At 67.7% G+C, this 16,669-nt stretch carries 30 protein-coding genes and 1 pseudogene; 29 read left to right on the forward strand and 2 right to left on the reverse strand.

The annotated features are described in order from the left end of the window. From tuf to KTR66_RS12670, 29 genes and pseudogenes are all read left to right on the forward strand, one after another. Positions 1 to 127 (forward strand): annotated as a pseudogene (tuf, locus tag KTR66_RS12530) (elongation factor Tu); the annotation flags it as partial. 14 nt (positions 128 to 141) lie between these two features. Further along, the gene (gene rpsJ, locus KTR66_RS12535; protein ID WP_131550998.1) at positions 142 to 450 is read left to right on the forward strand and encodes a 30S ribosomal protein S10; all 309 of its coding nucleotides are present in this window, start codon (positions 142 to 144) and stop codon (positions 448 to 450) included. Between the two features lie 10 nt (positions 451 to 460). Then, positions 461 to 1,144: a 50S ribosomal protein L3 gene (gene rplC, locus KTR66_RS12540; protein WP_213612951.1), complete on the forward strand. Its 684-nt coding sequence runs from the start codon at positions 461 to 463 to the stop codon at positions 1,142 to 1,144. A gap of 10 nt (positions 1,145 to 1,154) precedes the next feature. Continuing rightward, the gene (gene rplD, locus KTR66_RS12545; protein WP_213612952.1) at positions 1,155 to 1,775 is read left to right on the forward strand and encodes a 50S ribosomal protein L4; all 621 of its coding nucleotides are present in this window, start codon (positions 1,155 to 1,157) and stop codon (positions 1,773 to 1,775) included. A 35-nt stretch (positions 1,776 to 1,810) separates the two neighbouring features. Then, positions 1,811 to 2,107: a 50S ribosomal protein L23 gene (locus KTR66_RS12550; protein WP_213613154.1), complete on the forward strand. Its 297-nt coding sequence runs from the start codon at positions 1,811 to 1,813 to the stop codon at positions 2,105 to 2,107. 3 nt (positions 2,108 to 2,110) lie between these two features. After that, complete coding sequence (rplB, locus tag KTR66_RS12555; RefSeq protein ID WP_213612953.1) at positions 2,111 to 2,947, forward strand: 50S ribosomal protein L2; 837 nt, start codon at positions 2,111 to 2,113, stop codon at positions 2,945 to 2,947. Positions 2,948 to 2,952: 5 nt separating this feature from the next. Then, entirely contained in the window at positions 2,953 to 3,231 is a 279-nt protein-coding gene (gene rpsS, locus KTR66_RS12560; RefSeq protein ID WP_213612954.1) for a 30S ribosomal protein S19, read from the forward strand. Positions 3,232 to 3,234: 3 nt separating this feature from the next. Beyond that, a complete protein-coding gene (gene rplV / locus KTR66_RS12565) occupies positions 3,235 to 3,639 on the forward strand; it encodes a 50S ribosomal protein L22 (RefSeq protein ID WP_213612955.1) in 405 nt (134 codons plus the stop codon). A gap of 1 nt (position 3,640) precedes the next feature. Then, positions 3,641 to 4,318, forward strand: a complete 678-nt coding sequence (gene rpsC, locus KTR66_RS12570; protein WP_213612956.1) for a 30S ribosomal protein S3 — start codon at positions 3,641 to 3,643, stop codon at positions 4,316 to 4,318. Between the two features lie 15 nt (positions 4,319 to 4,333). Beyond that, on the forward strand, positions 4,334 to 4,756 hold the full coding sequence (gene rplP / locus KTR66_RS12575) for a 50S ribosomal protein L16 (protein ID WP_213612957.1): 423 nt from the start codon (positions 4,334 to 4,336) through the stop codon (positions 4,754 to 4,756). 4 nt (positions 4,757 to 4,760) lie between these two features. After that, entirely contained in the window at positions 4,761 to 4,967 is a 207-nt protein-coding gene (gene rpmC / locus KTR66_RS12580; protein WP_213612958.1) for a 50S ribosomal protein L29, read from the forward strand. Positions 4,968 to 4,983: 16 nt separating this feature from the next. Then, positions 4,984 to 5,247: a 30S ribosomal protein S17 gene (rpsQ, locus tag KTR66_RS12585; RefSeq protein WP_213612959.1), complete on the forward strand. Its 264-nt coding sequence runs from the start codon at positions 4,984 to 4,986 to the stop codon at positions 5,245 to 5,247. Beyond that, the gene (gene rplN, locus KTR66_RS12590) at positions 5,244 to 5,612 is read left to right on the forward strand and encodes a 50S ribosomal protein L14 (RefSeq protein WP_213612960.1); all 369 of its coding nucleotides are present in this window, start codon (positions 5,244 to 5,246) and stop codon (positions 5,610 to 5,612) included. The genes rpsQ and rplN overlap by 4 nt, the downstream gene beginning before the upstream one ends. 2 nt (positions 5,613 to 5,614) lie before the next feature. Beyond that, positions 5,615 to 5,935 carry a 50S ribosomal protein L24 gene (gene rplX, locus KTR66_RS12595; protein ID WP_213612961.1) on the forward strand — a complete coding sequence of 107 codons (321 nt, stop codon included), beginning with the start codon at positions 5,615 to 5,617 and terminating at the stop codon, positions 5,933 to 5,935. After that, a complete protein-coding gene (gene rplE, locus KTR66_RS12600) occupies positions 5,932 to 6,615 on the forward strand; it encodes a 50S ribosomal protein L5 (RefSeq protein WP_213612962.1) in 684 nt (227 codons plus the stop codon). The genes rplX and rplE overlap by 4 nt, the downstream gene beginning before the upstream one ends. A gap of 55 nt (positions 6,616 to 6,670) precedes the next feature. Beyond that, on the forward strand, positions 6,671 to 6,976 hold the full coding sequence (rpsN, locus tag KTR66_RS12605; protein ID WP_213612963.1) for a 30S ribosomal protein S14: 306 nt from the start codon (positions 6,671 to 6,673) through the stop codon (positions 6,974 to 6,976). Between the two features lie 12 nt (positions 6,977 to 6,988). Continuing rightward, positions 6,989 to 7,387 carry a 30S ribosomal protein S8 gene (gene rpsH / locus KTR66_RS12610; RefSeq protein ID WP_213612964.1) on the forward strand — a complete coding sequence of 133 codons (399 nt, stop codon included), beginning with the start codon at positions 6,989 to 6,991 and terminating at the stop codon, positions 7,385 to 7,387. Between the two features lie 12 nt (positions 7,388 to 7,399). Further along, complete coding sequence (rplF, locus tag KTR66_RS12615; RefSeq protein WP_213612965.1) at positions 7,400 to 7,933, forward strand: 50S ribosomal protein L6; 534 nt, start codon at positions 7,400 to 7,402, stop codon at positions 7,931 to 7,933. Next, entirely contained in the window at positions 7,933 to 8,295 is a 363-nt protein-coding gene (gene rplR / locus KTR66_RS12620) for a 50S ribosomal protein L18 (RefSeq protein WP_213612966.1), read from the forward strand. The genes rplF and rplR overlap by 1 nt, the downstream gene beginning before the upstream one ends. Before the next feature lie 18 nt (positions 8,296 to 8,313). Continuing rightward, entirely contained in the window at positions 8,314 to 8,946 is a 633-nt protein-coding gene (gene rpsE / locus KTR66_RS12625; RefSeq protein WP_213612967.1) for a 30S ribosomal protein S5, read from the forward strand. Next, the gene (gene rpmD / locus KTR66_RS12630) at positions 8,939 to 9,124 is read left to right on the forward strand and encodes a 50S ribosomal protein L30 (protein ID WP_213612968.1); all 186 of its coding nucleotides are present in this window, start codon (positions 8,939 to 8,941) and stop codon (positions 9,122 to 9,124) included. Before rpsE ends, rpmD begins: the two co-directional genes overlap by 8 nt. A 37-nt stretch (positions 9,125 to 9,161) precedes the next feature. Next, the gene (rplO, locus tag KTR66_RS12635; RefSeq protein WP_213612969.1) at positions 9,162 to 9,656 is read left to right on the forward strand and encodes a 50S ribosomal protein L15; all 495 of its coding nucleotides are present in this window, start codon (positions 9,162 to 9,164) and stop codon (positions 9,654 to 9,656) included. A 50-nt stretch (positions 9,657 to 9,706) separates the two neighbouring features. After that, positions 9,707 to 11,062, forward strand: a complete 1,356-nt coding sequence (gene secY, locus KTR66_RS12640; protein ID WP_213612970.1) for a preprotein translocase subunit SecY — start codon at positions 9,707 to 9,709, stop codon at positions 11,060 to 11,062. Positions 11,063 to 11,072: 10 nt separating this feature from the next. Next, positions 11,073 to 11,726 carry an adenylate kinase gene (locus KTR66_RS12645; protein ID WP_213612971.1) on the forward strand — a complete coding sequence of 218 codons (654 nt, stop codon included), beginning with the start codon at positions 11,073 to 11,075 and terminating at the stop codon, positions 11,724 to 11,726. Between the two features lie 212 nt (positions 11,727 to 11,938). Further along, positions 11,939 to 12,316 carry a 30S ribosomal protein S13 gene (gene rpsM, locus KTR66_RS12650; protein ID WP_213612972.1) on the forward strand — a complete coding sequence of 126 codons (378 nt, stop codon included), beginning with the start codon at positions 11,939 to 11,941 and terminating at the stop codon, positions 12,314 to 12,316. Further along, the gene (gene rpsK / locus KTR66_RS12655; RefSeq protein WP_213612973.1) at positions 12,316 to 12,711 is read left to right on the forward strand and encodes a 30S ribosomal protein S11; all 396 of its coding nucleotides are present in this window, start codon (positions 12,316 to 12,318) and stop codon (positions 12,709 to 12,711) included. The genes rpsM and rpsK overlap by 1 nt, the downstream gene beginning before the upstream one ends. Before the next feature lie 116 nt (positions 12,712 to 12,827). Next, a complete protein-coding gene (locus tag KTR66_RS12660) occupies positions 12,828 to 13,844 on the forward strand; it encodes a DNA-directed RNA polymerase subunit alpha (protein ID WP_213612974.1) in 1,017 nt (338 codons plus the stop codon). 185 nt (positions 13,845 to 14,029) lie between these two features. After that, on the forward strand, positions 14,030 to 14,452 hold the full coding sequence (gene rplQ, locus KTR66_RS12665) for a 50S ribosomal protein L17 (RefSeq protein ID WP_213612975.1): 423 nt from the start codon (positions 14,030 to 14,032) through the stop codon (positions 14,450 to 14,452). Positions 14,453 to 14,596: 144 nt separating this feature from the next. Beyond that, positions 14,597 to 15,292: a YciI family protein gene (locus KTR66_RS12670; protein WP_213612976.1), complete on the forward strand. Its 696-nt coding sequence runs from the start codon at positions 14,597 to 14,599 to the stop codon at positions 15,290 to 15,292. Here the strand turns inward: KTR66_RS12670 and KTR66_RS12675 are convergent. Together KTR66_RS12675 and KTR66_RS12680 are read right to left on the reverse strand one after the other, a co-directional pair. Continuing rightward, positions 15,267 to 15,701, reverse strand: a complete 435-nt coding sequence (locus tag KTR66_RS12675) for a hypothetical protein (RefSeq protein WP_213612977.1) — start codon at positions 15,699 to 15,701, stop codon at positions 15,267 to 15,269. The genes KTR66_RS12670 and KTR66_RS12675 overlap by 26 nt on opposite strands. Next, positions 15,694 to 16,653: a tripartite tricarboxylate transporter substrate binding protein gene (locus tag KTR66_RS12680; protein ID WP_213612978.1), complete on the reverse strand. Its 960-nt coding sequence runs from the start codon at positions 16,651 to 16,653 to the stop codon at positions 15,694 to 15,696. Before KTR66_RS12680 ends, KTR66_RS12675 begins: the two co-directional genes overlap by 8 nt. Positions 16,654 to 16,669: the final 16 nt, after the last annotated feature.

Consider the following 16,669-nt stretch of genomic DNA (forward strand, 5'->3'; position numbering starts at 1 on the left):
GGGCGACAATGTCTCGATGGATGTCGAGCTGATCGCGCCGATCGCGATGGATGAGGGCCTGCGCTTCGCGATCCGCGAAGGTGGCCGCACCGTCGGCGCCGGCGTCGTCGCCAGCATCGCGAAGTAAGCGGGCCACCCACCATGGACAGCCAAAATATCCGCATCCGCCTCAAGGCGTTCGATCACCGCGTGCTGGATGGCAGCACGCGGGAGATCGTGCAGACCGCGAAGCGGACCGGTGCGCGCGTGCGGGGTCCGATCCCGCTGCCGACGCAGATCGAGCGTTTCACGGTGAACCGCTCGCCTCACGTGGACAAGAAGAGCCGCGAGCAGTTCGAGATTCGGACGCATCGCCGGCTTCTCGACATCGTCGACCCCACCCCGCAGACCGTGGACGCGCTGATGAAGCTCGACCTCGCCTCCGGCGTGGACGTCGAGATCAAGATCTGAGGACGGAATCATGGCCACCCAGGTCCGTACCGGGTTGATCGCGCGCAAGCTCGGCATGACCCGTCTTTTCAATGATGATGGCACCACCACGCCGGTGACCGTGCTCCACCTCGACGCCGTCCGCGTCGTGGCGCAGCGCACGGCCGAGAAGGATGGCTACACCGCCCTCCAGGTCGGCATCGGCAAGGCGAAGGCCAAGAACGTCTCCAAGGCCAATCGCGGCCACTTCGCCAAGGCTGGCGTCGAAGCGCCGCTGAAGGTGACGGAGTTCCGCGTGGACCCGGCCGCCCTCGTCGAGCCTGGCACGGCGCTGACGGTCGCCCATTTCGTGGCAGGCCAGAAGGTCGATGTCACGGGCACCTCGAAGGGCAAGGGCTTCGCGGGCGCGATGAAGCGCTGGAACTTCGCGGGCCTCGAGGCCTCGCACGGCGTGTCCATCAGCCACCGCTCGCACGGCTCCACCGGCAACCGCCAGGATCCGGGCAAGACCTTCAAGAACAAGAAGATGGCGGGCCATCTCGGCGTCGAGCGCATCACCACGCAGAACCTCGTGATCGCCGGTCACGATGCGGAGCGCGGCCTGCTGCTCATCAAGGGCTCCATCCCGGGCTCCGCCGGCGGCTATGTGCTGGTGCGTGACGCCGTGAAGCGCGCGCGGCCGGCCGATGCGCCGTTCCCCACTGCGACGGTCTGAGGTCAGGTCCATGCAAGTTTCCGTCATCACTCTGGACAATGCGCCGGCCGGCCAGGCCGAGCTGCCGGACGAGATCTTCGCCGCCGCTCCCCGGGCCGACATCATGGCCCGCGTGGTTCACTGGCAGCTGGCCAAGCGCCGCGCCGGCACCCACAAGGCCAAGGGCATGGGCGAGGTTTCGGGTACGACCAAGAAGCCCTATCGCCAGAAGGGCACGGGCTCGGCCCGCCAGGGCTCGCTGCGCGCCCCGCAGTTCCGCAAGGGCGGCGTGGTGCATGGCCCGGTCGTGCGCGACCATGGCTACAGCCTGAACAAGAAGGTCCGTCGCCTGGGCCTGATCTCCGCCCTCAGCCAGAAGGCCAAGGACGGCAAGCTCGTGGTGCTCGACGCCGCGACGGCCGACCAGACGGCCAAGACCGCCGCCATGGCCAAGCAGGTCAAGGCGCTGGGCTGGACGAAGGCGCTGGTGATCGACGCCGAGGTGAATGATCACTTCGCGCGCGTGCTGCGCAACATCCCGGGCATGGACGCCCTGCCGACGGCGGGTGCGAATGTGTACGACATCCTCAACCATGACGTTCTCGTGGTCACCCGCGCCGGCGTCGAAGCCCTGAAGGAGCGCCTGGCATGAGTGCTTCCATCAGCAAGCCGAAGGCTGCGCCGAAGATCAGCGCCGAGCGGATGTACCAGTGCATCCTCTCGCCGCTCGTGACCGAGAAGGCGACCGTGATGAGCGAGAAGGGCCAGTATGCCTTCCGCGTCGCGATGGATGCCTCCAAGCCTGAGATCAAGCAGGCGGTCGAGGGGCTGTTCGGCGTGAGCGTGCTCGCGGTGAACACGCTGGTCATGAAGGGCAAGGCCAAGCGCTTCAAGGGCCGTCCTGGCCAGCGCTCGGATTGGAAGAAGGCGATGGTGCGCCTGGCCGATGGCCAGAGCATCGATCTGACCACGGGGCTCAGCTAAGCGATGTCGCTCAAGAACTTCAACCCGACGACGCCGAGCCTCCGCGGCACGGTTCTGATCGACCGCTCCGCCCTGTGGAAGGGCAAGCCGGTCAAGGGGCTGACGGAGGGCAAGAGCCACTCCGGCGGCCGCAACAACCATGGGCGCATCACCGTGCGGTTCCGTGGGGGCGGCCACAAGCAGTCCTACCGCATCGTGGACTTCAAGCGCCGCGCCAATTGGGGCGTGCCGGCGACGGTGGAGCGGATCGAGTATGATCCGAACCGCACCGCCTTCATCGCGCTGATCAAGTACACGAACAACGAGATCGCCTACATCCTGGCGCCGCAGCGCCTGAAGGTGGGCGACACGGTGATCGCGTCCGACAAGGCCGACATCAAGCCGGGCAACGCCATGCCGCTGGGTGCGATCCCGGTCGGCACGGTGATCCACAACATCGAGCTGAAGCCGGGCGCGGGCGCCAAGGTGGCGCGTTCCGCCGGCACCTTCGCGCAGCTGGTCGGCAAGGATGCCGGCCTCGCGCAGGTCAAGCTCATGTCGGGCGAGCTGCGCACCGTGCGCAGCGAGTGCGTGGCCAGCATCGGTGCCGTGTCCAACCCGGACAACAGCAACCAGGATCTGGGCAAGGCGGGTCGCAGCCGCTGGCTGGGTCGCAAGCCGCATAACCGCGGCGTGACCATGAACCCCGTCGACCACCCGCATGGTGGTGGTGAGGGCCGGACCTCCGGTGGTCGCCATCCGGTGACGCCGTGGGGCAAGCCGACCAAGGGTGCGAAGACGCGCAACAACAAGCGGACGGATCGCAATATCGTGCGCCGCCGCAACGCGACGAAGGGCTGATCGCGATGCCGCGCAGTGTATGGAAAGGGCCGTTCGTGGACGGCTACCTGCTCACCAAGGCGGAGGCCGCTCGCGGCTCCACCCGCAATGAGCTGATCAAGACCTGGTCGCGCCGGAGCACGATCCTGCCGCAGTTCGTGGGCCTCACCTTCGGGGTCTACAACGGCAAGAAGTTCCTGCCCGTGCAGGTCACGGAGAACATGGTTGGCCACAAGCTCGGCGAATTCTCGCCGACGCGGACCTTCGGGGGTCACTCGGCCGACAAGAAGGCGAAGCGGGGCTAACCCATGAGCAAGCCGAAACACGCCCGCGGTCTCGCGGACACGGAAGCGCAGGCCATCACGCACAACATCCGCGTGAGCCCGCTGAAGCTCAACCTGGTGGCTGCGATGATCCGCGGCGCGAAGGCGCAGGACGCCGTCGCGACGCTGACCTTCAGCAAGCGCCGCATCGCGCAGACGGTGAAGAAGACGCTCGAGAGCGCGATCGCCAATGCGGAGAACAACCACCAGCTCGATGTGGACCGCCTTGTGGTGGCCCGCGCCGAGGTGGGCCGTTCGATCGTGATGAAGCGCTTCGCGGCCCGCGGGCGTGGCAAGTCGTCGCGCATCGAGAAGTGGTTCAGCCACCTGAAGATCGTGGTCGCGGAACAGCAGGCGCCGGCGGCGTCCAGCGAAGCGAAGGCAGCTTAACATGGGTCACAAAGTCAATCCGATCGGCCTGCGCCTGGGCATCAACCGCACCTGGGACAGCCGCTGGTATGCCGGCCGCGACTATGCGCGCCTGCTGCATGACGACCTGAAGCTGCGCGAGACGCTGAAGGACAAGCTGAAGTCCGCCGGCGTGTCGAAGGTGGTGATCGAGCGCCCGGCGAAGAAGCCGCGCGTGACGATCCACGCCGCCCGCCCCGGTGTCGTCATCGGCAAGAAGGGTGCGGACATCGACACGCTGCGCAAGGACCTTTCGGTCAAGGCGGGCGCCGAGGTGTCGCTGAACATCCTCGAAATCCGCAAGCCCGAGCTCGACAGCGTGCTGGTGGCCGAAAGCATCGCGCAGCAGCTGGAGCGCCGCGTGGCCTTCCGCCGCGCGATGAAGCGCGCCGTGCAGTCCGCCATGCGCCTGGGCGCGCTGGGCATCCGGATCAACTGCTCCGGCCGCCTGGGTGGCGCCGAGATCGCGCGCATGGAGTGGTATCGCGAGGGCCGCGTGCCCCTGCACACGCTGCGCGCCGACATCGACTATGGTGTTGCGACCGCGAAGACGACCTATGGCACCTGCGGTGTGAAGGTCTGGATCTTCAAGGGCGAGATCATGGCCCATGATCCGAGCGCGCAGGACAAGCGCGCGCAAGAACAAGCGCCCCAGCGGTAACACAGGTGAACTGACATGTTGCAGCCGAAGCGAACCAAGTATCGGAAGGCCCATAAGGGCCGCATCAAGGGCGTGGCCAAGGGCGGCTTCACGCTGTCCTTCGGCGGCTATGGCCTGAAGGCGCTGGAGCCTGAGCGCGTGACGGCGCGGCAGATCGAGGCGGCCCGCCGCGCGATCACCCGTGCGATGAAGCGCCAGGGCCGCGTGTGGATCCGCATCTTCCCGGATGTGCCCGTCTCCTCCAAGCCCGCGGAAGTCCGCATGGGTTCGGGCAAGGGCGCGCCGGAATTCTGGGTGTCCCGCGTGAAGCCGGGCCGGATCATGTTCGAGATCGACGGCGTCCCCGTGGACACGGCGCGTGAGGCGCTGTCCCTCGGTGCGGCGAAGCTGCCGATCCGCACGAAGATTGTCGCGCGTCTCGGCGCGACGGAGGCCTGAGGTCATGACCAAGATCGTGGACATCCGCACCAAGACGGAAGATGAGTTGGGCGGCCTGCTGCTCGACCTTCGGAAGGAGCAGTTCAACCTGCGTTTCCAGCGTGCCACCGGGCAGCTGGAAGCGACGGGCCGCATCCAGGCGGTTCGTCGTGATATCGCCCGTGTGAAAACCGTCCTGGCCGAGCGTTCGCGCGCGGCCGCCAAGGCCTGAAGAGGAGACCCCGGCCATGCCGAAGCGAGTCCTCACCGGGCGGGTTGTCAGCGACAAGATGGACAAGACGATCACCGTCTTGGTCGAGCGTCGCGTGATGCATCCGCTCTACAAGAAGTTCATTCGCCGCTCGAAGAAGTACGCGGCGCATGACGAAACCAACCTCTGCAAGGAGGGCGACCTCGTTTCCATCGAGGAGTGCCCGCCGATCAGCAAGCGCAAGACCTGGATGGTCGTCGCCCGCAACGGCGCGCCGATCGGTGAAGGAGCGGCGGCATGATCTCGGTCGAATCCAACCTCGACGTCGCTGACAACAGCGGCGCGCGCCGGGTGCAGTGCATCAAGGTGCTGGGTGGCTCGAAGCGCCGCACGGCGTCCGTCGGTGACATCATCGTCGTCGCCGTGCAGGAAGCCATTCCCCGCGGCAAGGTGAAGAAGGGCTCGGTCGAGCGCGCGGTCATCGTGCGCACCTCCTATCCCGTCCGCCGCCCGGACGGCTCGGCGATCCGCTTCGACCGCAATGCGGCCGTGCTGATCAACAAGTCGAACGAGCCGATCGGCACCCGTATCTTTGGGCCGGTCGTTCGTGAGCTGCGCGCGCGCAAGTTCATGAAGATCATCTCGCTGGCGCCGGAGGTGCTGTAATCATGGCCGCCAAGATCAAGAAGGGCGACCGGGTGCACGTGCTCTCGGGCCGCGACAAGGGCAAGCGCGGCGAGGTGCTGCGCGTGATCCCGACCGAAAACCGCGCCGTGGTGCAGGGCGTGAACCTGGTCAAGAAGCACACGAAGCAGACGCGCGTGGGCGAGACCGGTGGCATCGTCTCCAAGGAGGCGACGATCGACCTGTCCAACCTGGCGCTGATTGACCCGAAGACGGACAAGCCCACCCGCGTCGGCTTCCGCGTCCTGGAGGATGGGAAGAAGGTTCGCGTGGCCAAGGGCTCTGGTGAGGTGCTCGACGCATGAGCGGGACGAAGAAGGGCAACGCGCCCGGCAACAAGAACAAGCCCGCGGCGAAGAAGCCCGAGGCCGGCGAGGTCAGCAACCGCCGCGTGGAGGCCGTGCCGGCCGCCCCCGGCCCGGCTGCCGCCTCCTGGTCCGAGCCGACGCGCCTGCAGGTCGTGTACAACGAGGTCGTCCGCAAGAAGCTGCAGGACGAGTTCGGCTACACGAACCCGATGGAAGTGCCGAAACTCGAGAAGATCGTGATCAACATGGGCGTGGGCGAAGCCGCCGGCGACCAGAAGAAGCTCGACGCCGCGGTCGCGGACCTGACGATGATCGCCGGCCAGAAGCCGGTGCGCACGCGGGCCAAGAAGGCGATCGCGGGCTTCAAGATCCGCGAGGGCCAGGCGATCGGCTGCAAGGTCACGCTGCGCAAGGCCCGCATGTACGAGTTCCTGGACCGCCTGGTCACGATCGCGCTGCCGCGCGTCCGTGACTTCCGCGGCATCCCCGGCAATCGTGGCTTCGACGGTCGTGGCAATTATGCGCTCGGCCTGAAGGAGCAGATCGTGTTCCCCGAGATCAACTACGACAAGGTTGATCAGGTGCGCGGCATGGACATCGTGTTCGTCACGACGGCGAAGACGGACAAGGAAGCCAAGGCGCTGCTGAAGGCTTTCGATCTCCCCTTCGTCAACTGAATCATTGGAAAACCGCCAGCTTGAGGCTGGCAGGTTCCGGAGGACCACAGACCAAATGGCCAAGACCTCTTCTGTCGAGAAGAACAAGCGCCGCGAGAAGCTGACCGCGGCGCACGCCAAGAAGCGCGCCGCGCTGAAGGCGATCGTGATGAACCGCGAGACGCCGATCGAGGACCGCTTCGAGGCGACCTTGAAGCTCGCGCAGATGCCGCGCAACGGTGCGAAGAACCGCATCCGCCTGCGCTGCGAATTGACCGGGCGCCCGCGTGGCAACTACCGGAAGTTCAAGCTCAGCCGCAACCAGCTGCGGGACCTGGCCAACAAGGGCCAGCTCCCCGGTGTGGTCAAGGCGAGCTGGTAAGGAGCCTGGCCCATGTCCATGTCCGACCCCTTGGGTGACCTGCTCACCCGCATCCGCAACGCCCATGGCGCCCGCCAGACCCGTTGCGTCGCCCCGGCCTCGCGCCTGAAGACCGACGTGCTCGACGTGCTGAAGCGCGAGGGCTACATCCGCGCCTGGCGCGTGGAGGAGCTGCGCGCCGGCGTCAGCCAGATCGAGATCGAGCTGAAATATTCCGAGGGCGAGCCCGCCATCAAGGAGATCAAGCGCGTCTCGAAGCCGGGCCGCCGCGTCTACTCCAAGATCAAGGAGCTGCCGAAGTTCTACAGCGGCCTCGGGATCTCCATTCTGTCCACGCCGCGTGGCGTGATGAGCGATGCCGAGGCCCGCGCTGCCAATGTTGGCGGCGAAGTCCTCTGCCGCGTGTTCTGATCGGGGGCCAGCATGTCTCGCGTTGGTAAATATCCGGTCCCCGTGCCTGCCGGCGTCCAGCTCTCGCTGGCCGGCCGCACGCTGGTGGCCAAGGGCAAGCTCGGTGAGCTGAAGCTCGACCTGACGGACGCGGTGGATCTCGACATCCGCGCGAACGAAGTGGCCGTGCTGCCGCGTGGCAAGAGCGTGCGTGAGCGCACCCTCTGGGGCACGACGCGCAGCCTGGTCGAGGGCATGGTGCAGGGCGTCTCCACGGGCTTCTCGAAGTCCATGGAAATCACCGGCACCGGTTACAAGGCGGCCGTGGTCGGCAACGATCTGGTGCTGAACCTCGGCTACAGCCATGAGATCCGCTACCCGGTTCCCGCCGGCATCAAGATCAGCTGCGAGCGCCCGACCGCGATCAAGGTCGAGGGCGTGGACAAGCAGAAGGTCGGCCAGGTGGCTGCCGAGATCCGTGCCTATCGCGGCCCCGAGCCCTATAAGGGCAAGGGCGTGAAGTACGACAATGAAACCATCCTCCGGAAGGAGGGGAAGAAGAAGTAATGGCCGACAAACTCGCATTGCGGGATCGCCGTCGGGCGCGCCTGCGCTACCAGATCAAGGTGAAGGGCGGTGGCCGTCCTCGCCTGTCGGTCTTCCGCTCGGGCCGTCACATCTACGCCCAGGTGATCGACGACGCCGCTGGCCGGACCGTCGCCGCCGCCTCGACGCTGGAGAAGGACCTTCGTTCGAGCCTGAAGACGGGCGCCGACAAGGACGCCGCCGTCACGGTGGGCAAGCTGGTGGCCGAGCGTGCGCTCGCCGCCGGGGTTTCCGCGGTGGTCTTTGACCGTGGGCCCTTCCTCTATCATGGCCGCGTCAAGGCGCTGGCGGAGGCCGCCCGCGAGGGCGGCCTGTCCTTCTGAGCCGCGGGGAGATCGAATATGGCACGTGAACCGCGCAGTGGCGGCGATGGCGAGAACCGGGGGCGTGGCCGTGGCCGCGACCGCGACCAGAACCGCAACCAGCCCGAGCGGGAGCAGGGTGACGAGCTGCAGGACAAGCTGGTCACGATCAACCGCGTCGCGAAGGTGGTGAAGGGTGGCCGTCGCTTCAGCTTTGCAGCCCTCGTCGTCGTGGGTGACCAGAAGGGCCGCGTGGGCTGGGGTTCGGGCAAGGCGCGTGAAGTGCCGGAGGCGATCCGCAAGGCCACCGAGCGCGCCAAGAAGGGCATGATCCGCGTTCCGATGCGCGAGAGCCGCACGCTCCACCACGACGTGGTCGGCGTCTTCGGCGCCGGCAAGGTGGTGCTGCGTTCGGCCCCGGCCGGTACGGGCATCATCGCGGGCGGCCCGATGCGCGCCGTCTTCGAGACGCTGGGCATGGGCGACGTGGTGGCGAAGTGCACCGGCTCGACCAACCCGCACAACATGGTGAAGGCGACCTTCGCCGCTCTCTCGCAGGCGACCAGCCCGCGCAGCGTGGCGAACCGCCGTGGCAAGAAGGTCGCTGACCTGATGGGTCCGCGCAAGGATGGGGCCGCCGAGGCGGCGCCGGAGGCTGTGGCCAATGTCTGAGAAGAAGACGGTCCGGGTGACGCAGGTCGCGTCGGGCAACGGGAAGAAGCCCGGTCAGCAGGAGACGCTGATCGGCCTCGGCCTGAACAAGATCAACCGCTCGCGCGAGCTGGAGGATACGCCCGCGGTGCGCGGCATGATCCGCAAGGTGGCGCATCTCATCAAGGTGGAGGGCTGATCGCGGCAACGCGGTCATTCCTTCAAAGGACATGGTCATGAAGCTCAACGAATTGCGTGACAACGAGGGCGCGCGGCCGAAGTTCAAGCGCGTCGGTCGCGGCATCGGCTCCGGCAAGGGCAAGACCTCCGGCCGTGGCGTGAAGGGCCAGAAGGCCCGCACCGGCGTCTCGCTGAACGGCTTCGAGGGTGGTCAGCTCCCGATTTATCGGCGTCTGCCGAAGCGCGGGTTCAAGAACATCTTCCGCCTGGAATACACGGCGCTGAACATCGGCACGCTGGACAAGGCGATCGAGGCCGGCAAGCTCTCCGCCGATGCCGAGATCACCGAGGCCGCGCTGCGCGAGGCCGGCATCGTCCGCCAGGGCAAGAAGTTTGCCGGCGTGCGTCTGCTCGGCCAGGGCGAGATCAAGCGCGCGGTGAAGATCTCCGTCTCCGGCGCTTCGGCGGCCGCCATCGCGGCGGTCGAGGCGGCGGGCGGCACGGTCACTGTGCTGGCCGCTGCGCCGGCGGCGGAAGCCGCCGCGGAGTGATCCGCGGGACTTCGCCAGGCGGCATGGACAGGTCTCAGGAGGTTTAGGGCATGGCGTCGGCCACGGATCAGCTCGCGAACAGCCTGAATTTCGGCGTGCTTTCGAAGGCGACCGAGCTGAAGAACCGCATCTGGTTCACGCTCGGCGCCCTGATCGTCTATCGCCTTGGCACCTATATCCCGGTGCCAGGGGTGGATGCGGCCGTGATGGGTGAGATGCTGCGCCAGCATGGCGGCGGCATCCTCGGCATGTTCGACATGTTCACGGGTGGCGCGCTGGGCCGCATGACGGTCTTCGCCCTGAACATCATGCCCTATATCTCGGCCTCGATCATCGTCCAGTTGATGACGGCGGCGATTCCCTCCTGGGAGGCGCTGAAGAAGGAAGGCGAGAGCGGGCGCAAGAAGCTCAACCAATACACGCGCTACCTGACGCTGGTGATCGCCATCGTGCAGGCCTACGGCATTTCCGTCGGGCTCGAAGGGATTCGCGGCACGACCGGTTCGGCGGTGGCCGATCCGGGCATGGCCTTCCGCATCTCCTGCGTGATCACGCTGGTGGGCGGCACCATGTTCCTGATGTGGCTGGGCGAGCAGATCACCGCGCGCGGCGTGGGCAACGGCATCTCGCTCATCATCTTCGCGGGCATCGTCGCGAATCTGCCCTCGGCGCTGGTCTCCACGCTGGAGCTGGGCCGGACGGGCGCGCTCTCCACCTTCTTCATCATCTTCTTCCTGCTGGCCGCGCTCGGCACCATCGCCCTCGTGGTCTTCATGGAGCGCGCCCAGCGGCGGATCCCCGTGCAGTATCCGAAGCGCCAGGTGGGCAATCGGATGTTCGGCGGCGAGAATACGCATCTGCCGCTGAAGCTGAACACGGCGGGCGTCATTCCGCCGATCTTCGCCTCCTCGCTGCTGCTGCTGCCGGCCACCATCGCGGGCTTCAGCACGGATCGCACGGCGGATACCTGGCTGCAGAGCATGGCGAACATGCTGGCCCATGGTCAGCCCCTCTATATGGGGCTCTACATGGCGCTCATCGTGTTCTTCGCCTTCTTCTACACGGCCGTGGTGTTCAACCCGACCGAGACGGCGGACAACCTGAAGAAGTATGGCGGCTTCGTGCCCGGCATCCGGCCCGGGCAGCACACCGCCGACTACCTCGACCGGGTGCTGACGCGACTGACGGTGGTGGGCGCCATCTACCTCTGCATCGTCTGCATCATCCCCGAGATCCTGATCTCGAACTACGGCGTCCCCTTCTACTTCGGCGGCACGTCCCTCCTGATCATCGTGACCGTCACGATGGACACGGTGGCGCAGGTGCAGTCACATCTCTTCGCCCACCAATATGAGGGCCTGATCAAGAAAGCCCGTCTGGGCGGTCGCGGCCCCAGGCCGCGCTAGGGAGAGACGCATGAACCTGATCCTTCTGGGGCCCCCGGGCGCCGGCAAAGGCACCCAGGCGAAGATCCTGGAGCAGCGCTTCGGCCTGGTGCAGGTCTCGACCGGCGACATGCTGCGGGCCGAGGTGAAGTCGGGCTCGGCCATCGGGCTTGAGGCCAAGGCCATCATGGAGCGCGGTGCGCTGGTGCCCGATTCGATCATCACCGCGATGATCGCCTCGCGCGTGAAGCAGCCGGATGCGGCCAAGGGCTTCATCCTGGACGGTTTTCCGCGCACGGCGCCTCAGGCGGCCGCGCTGGATGAGATGCTGCGCGAGAACGGCATGGTCCTCGACCATGTCATCGAGCTCAAGGTGGATGACGCGGCGCTGGTGGAGCGCATCTCGGGTCGCTTCACCTGCGGCAAGTGCGGCGAGGGCTACCACGACCATTTCAAGCAGCCGAAGGTGGCCGGCGTGTGCGACGTGTGCGGCGGCACCGAGTTCACCCGCCGCGCCGACGACAAGGCGGAGACGGTGGGGGCGCGCCTGGCCGCCTATCACAGCCAGACGGCGCCGCTGCTTCCCTATTATGCCGCGCAGGGCAAGCTGCGCAGCGTGGATGGCATGGCGGACATGTCCGACGTGACCATCGCTTTGACGAGGATTCTTTCGCCGACGGCTTGACGCGGGGACAGCCTTGGTTCTATGTGCGCGCCTTCCACGGGCGCGGCGTGTCTCCAGGGCACTCTTCGGCCGCGTTTTGTTTTGCCTGTCCACTCTAGGGCACGAGTCGCCCGGGCAGGCGTTCGGGGTTTGAAAATTTCGCCGTAAGGCCGGGCAACCGGAACCGCGGTAACCATAAGACGGGCCCTCCCGGGGGCCACAGGAGCTAGAACGTGGCGCGTATCGCTGGCGTGAACATCCCCACCAACAAGCGCGTGGTGATTTCGCTGCGCTATATCTACGGCATCGGCCCGCAGAACGCGGTGGCGATCTGTGAGCAGGTGGGGATTCCGGCCGAGCGCCGCGTGAACCAGCTGACCGATGAAGAGATCGTGAAGCTGCGCGAGGTGATCGACCGCGACTACCGCGTGGAGGGTGACCTCCGCCGCGAAGTGGCGATGAACATCAAGCGCCTCATGGACATGGCCTGCTACCGCGGCCTGCGGCATCGCCGTGGTCTGCCGGTGCGCGGCCAGCGCACGCACACGAATGCGCGCACGCGCAAGGGCAAGGCCGTGGCCATTGCCGGTAAGAAGAAGGTGACGAAGTAATGGCTCGCAGCCCCGGCGGTTCCCGCCCGAAGAAGAAAGAGCGCAAGAACATCAGCTCCGGCGTGGCGCATGTTCTGGCGACCTTCAACAACACCATCGTGACCATCACGGACGCCCAGGGCAATTCCATCGCCTGGTCCTCCTCGGGCTCGAAGGGCTTCAAGGGCAGCCGCAAGAGCACGCCCTATGCCGCCCAGATGGCCGCCGAGGATGCCGGCATGAAGGCCCGCGAGCATGGCATGGAGACCGTCGAGGTGATGGTCTCGGGCCCCGGTTCGGGCCGCGAGTCGGCGCTGCGCGCGCTGCAGTCGGTGGGCTTCCACGTGACGGCGATCCGCGATGTGACGCCCATCCCGCACAATGGCTGCCGCCCGCGCAAGCGCCGGCGCGTCTGAGCTTCGCGCTTTGAGACCGCGGGTGCGCCGGTGACGGCCGCGCCCGCGGATTTTTGGTTTTGTGAGCATCCCGCCCGGCCCTGGCCGGGAGCCGATCCGCTCAAGGAGAGACACCCTTGCTCGAACGCAACTGGCAATCCCTGATCAAGCCCGAGAAGCTCCAGGTCGAGTCGGGCAGCACCGATCTGCGTCAGGCGACCCTGGTGGCCGAGCCGCTGGAGCGTGGCTTCGGCCAGACGCTGGGCAATGCGCTGCGCCGCATCCTGCTCTCTTCGCTGCAGGGCGCGGCGGTCACGGGCGTGAAGATCGACGGCGTGCTGCATGAATTCAGCAGCCTGACCGGCGCGCGCGAGGATGTCACCGACATCATCCTGAACCTGAAGCAGCTGGCCATCCGCTACAATGGCGAGGGCGCCAAGCGCCTGATGCTCACGGCGACCGGCCCCGGCGAAGTCACCGCCGCGATGATCCAGACCACGGGCGACATCGAGATCGCGAACCCCGAGCTGGTGATCTGCACGCTGGATGACGGCGCGAAGCTCTCCATGGAGCTCACGGTGCAGGTCGGCCGTGGCTATGTGCCGGCCGCGATGAACCGCCCCGAGGATGCGCCGATCGGCATGATCCCGGTGGATGCGATCTACTCACCGGTCCGCAAGGTCTCCTACAAGGTCGAGCCGACCCGCGTGGGCCAGGTGACCGACTATGACCGCCTGGTGCTCTCGCTCGAGACCAATGGCACGATCGTCCCCGAGGACGCCGTGGCGCTCGCCGCCCGCATCCTCCAGGACCAGCTCGCACTCTTCGTGACCTTCGAAGAGCCGCGCGAGAAGGCCCGCGACGAGGTGGAGGACGACCTCCCCTTCAACCGCAACCTGCTGCGCAAGGTGGACGAGCTGGAGCTGTCGGTCCGTTCGGCGAACTGCCTGAAGAACGACAACATCGTCTATATCGGCGACCTGGTGCAGAAGTCCGAGCAGGAAATGCTGCGGACGCCGAATTTCGGCCGCAAGTCGCTGAACGAGATCAAGGAAGTGCTGGCCTCGATGGGGCTTTCGCTGGGCATGCCCGTTATGGGCTGGCCGCCGGAGAACATCGAGGATCTGGCGAAGCGGATCGAGGATCCGTTTTAACGGCCCTCAAGCGCCGGGCGGCGGCTCCGCCGCCTTGGCTTCGCCGCGCCGCGGTCTCGCGGGTGGCTAGGGTGGTTGGGCGGCGCCGGCCGCGGTGCGGCCGGATCCTCTGGGTTGGGCGCTTGTCGCTGGCAGGCGCGGTTTGAATTGGTGATTGCGGCCCTGGCCGCTGATGGAGACTTGTTATGCGTCACGGTATGGCCAATCGGAAGCTGGGCGTCACCTCGACCCATCGCGCGGCGATGTTCCGCAACATGGCGACCAGCCTGCTGAAGCACGAGCAGATCACCACCACGCTGCCCAAGGCGAAGGAGCTGCGCCCCTATACGGAGCGCCTCATCACGCTCGCCAAGCGCGGTGGCCTGCATGCCCGCCGCCAGGCGCATGCGATCGTCATGGATGACGCGGTGGTCGAGAAGCTCTTCACCACGATCGCCGAGCGCTACAAGACGCGCAATGGCGGCTATTGCCGCGTGCTCAAGGCCGGCTTCCGCTACGGCGATGCCGCCGCCATGGCCGTGATCGAGCTGGTGGACCGCGACGTGGCCGCCAAGGGCCTGGACAGCGGCCCGAAGCCGGAAGCGACCGAGGAGCAGGAGGCGGCGTAAGCCGGCCTTCCACGGCGCGTCCCGAACAAGGGGCGAGGGGGCAACCTCTCGCCCCTTTTTCTTTTGCGGGCGCTGTCGAAATCCGGGAGGCTCGCGGCTCATGGCGTCGAGGGGATGATCCCTCACAACCCAGGAGACCACGCCATGCAATACGCCCTGCTCGTCGCCGAGCCGCCCCGCGAGGTGGCCAAGCGCCAGGACCCCGCCGCCGCGCCCGCTTATTGGGGGGCCTGGGCCAGCTACATGGGGGCGCTCGGCCAGGCCGGGATCATGCGCGGCGGGCAGGGGCTGGAGCCGGCCATGCTCGCCACGACGCTGCGCCTGCGTGACGGACAGCGCCATGTGCAGGACGGGCCCTATGCCGACAGCAAGGAGCAGCTGGGCGGCTTCGTGCCGCTCTTGGAGCAGAGCCCCTTTGCCTGGTCCCGTCGGCTGCTGGCCGAGGCGGAGGCGCTGCTGCGTGAGGCGTCGCGGGCGGCGACACTCGGGCGGTTCCAGATCGAGGCTGCGATCCAGTCCGTGCATGTGGAAATGCGGCTGACCGGGGCCGATCGCAGCGGGGCCTTGCTGGGCCTCTATGACGTGCCGGCGCGGCTTTCGCCCATGGCGGGCGTGCTGGTGGCGCGGGCGGCGGCACTGGCCGAGGCGGGCCAGGCGCATGCGGCCCTGCGCGAGCTGGACGGGATGGCGGAGGCGCTTGTTGGCTACCAGCCCTGGTGGGCGACGCGCGCCCATGTGCTGGACCGTCTGGGGGACGGCGATGCGGCGCGGGAGGCGCGGCGCCGGGCGGCCGGGGTGACGGAGGACCCGGCGGTCAGGGCCTGGCTGCTGGCTCGTTGAAGCGCATCTGCGCCGCCATCTCGGGGGCGAACTCCATCAGGGCGGGGCGCAAGGCGGCGGGCCAGGGCGCCACGCGGGGCGGGATGAAGAGGGAGGGCCGGTCCCCCTCCAGCAGCAGGATCACCACGGATTCCGTCTGGGTGTCGAAGCCCAGGAAGACGCGCGCCTCGGCTGTCACGCCGTAGCCGTGGATCCAGGGGGCGGTGACGGCGAGTGGCGGGCCGGCGCCGCGCAGCGTGTCGCTGACGAGGCGCTGCCGGCCGGCCGCCATGGAGCGCAGGCGGGGGCCGACGGCGGGGTGGCGAGCCAGCTCCAGCACGGGCTGGCCGGCGAGTTCCAGTACCTCGGGCGCCTCGGCGCGGGCGACCCCCGGCAGCAGCGCGAAGGCCAGGAGTGCGCGCCTATTCAATGCGGATATTCGCCACGCGCACCAGCTCGGCCATGCTGGCGCGGCCCTGCGTCACGAAGCGGGCGAAATCCTCGGGGCTGTTGCCGACCGGCACGGCGGCAAGCTGGGCGAGGCGCGCCTGGACCGGCGCCTCGGCCAGCGTCGCCACCAGCGCCGCATGGATGGCGGCGATGGGGGCGGCGGGCGTGCCGGCGGGGGCGAAGAGGGCGGCCCATTCGCTGATCTCGATGCCCGGCGTGCCGAGCTCGGCGAAGGTCGGGATCTCGGGGCGGAGCGGCACGCGCTGCGCGGCGGAGACGGCGATGAAGCGCGCGCGGCCGCTATCCACGATGGGCCCGGCCGAGAGCATGGTGATGAAGCAGCCATCCAGCGTGCCGGCCGCGAGATCGCGCGCCGCATCGGCACCGCCGCGATAGGGGACGTGCGTCGTCTCGATGCCGGCCGCGCGGTTGAGCTGGGCGAGGCCGAGATGGCCGGCTGTGGCGTTCCCCTGGGTGCCGATGTTGAGCGGCTGGCGGCGGGCCAGGGCGATGAACTCGGCCAGGTTTCGGGCCGGCAGGTCGGCCTTCACGGCCAGCACCTGCGGGAAGGTGCAGACCAGCGAGATGGGGGTGAAGGCAGTGGCGTAGTCGAAGGGCAGGCCGCGCAGCAGGCTCGGGTTCACGATGTGGCTGGAGGCGTCCATCAGCAGCGTGGTGCCATCGGGCGCGCTGCGGGCGACCTCGCCGCCGCCGACCGAGCCGCTGGCACCGGTGCGGTTCTCGACGACGATGGAGGTGCCAAGGCGCTCGCTCATGCGGGGGGTGATGCTGCGCGTCGCGCTGTCGGCAGCGCCGCCCGCGGCGAAGGGCACGACGATGCGGATGGGGCGGGCCTGCTGGGCGCGCGCGAGGCGTGGCGCGGCGAGGGCGAGCGCGGGCAAGGCGAGGGCGAGGCGGCGCGGCGTGGTCATGCGGGTCTCCCGGATG

It is taken from the genome of Roseococcus sp. SDR (genome assembly GCF_019083995.1).
GTDB lineage: Bacteria > Pseudomonadota > Alphaproteobacteria > Acetobacterales > Acetobacteraceae > Roseococcus.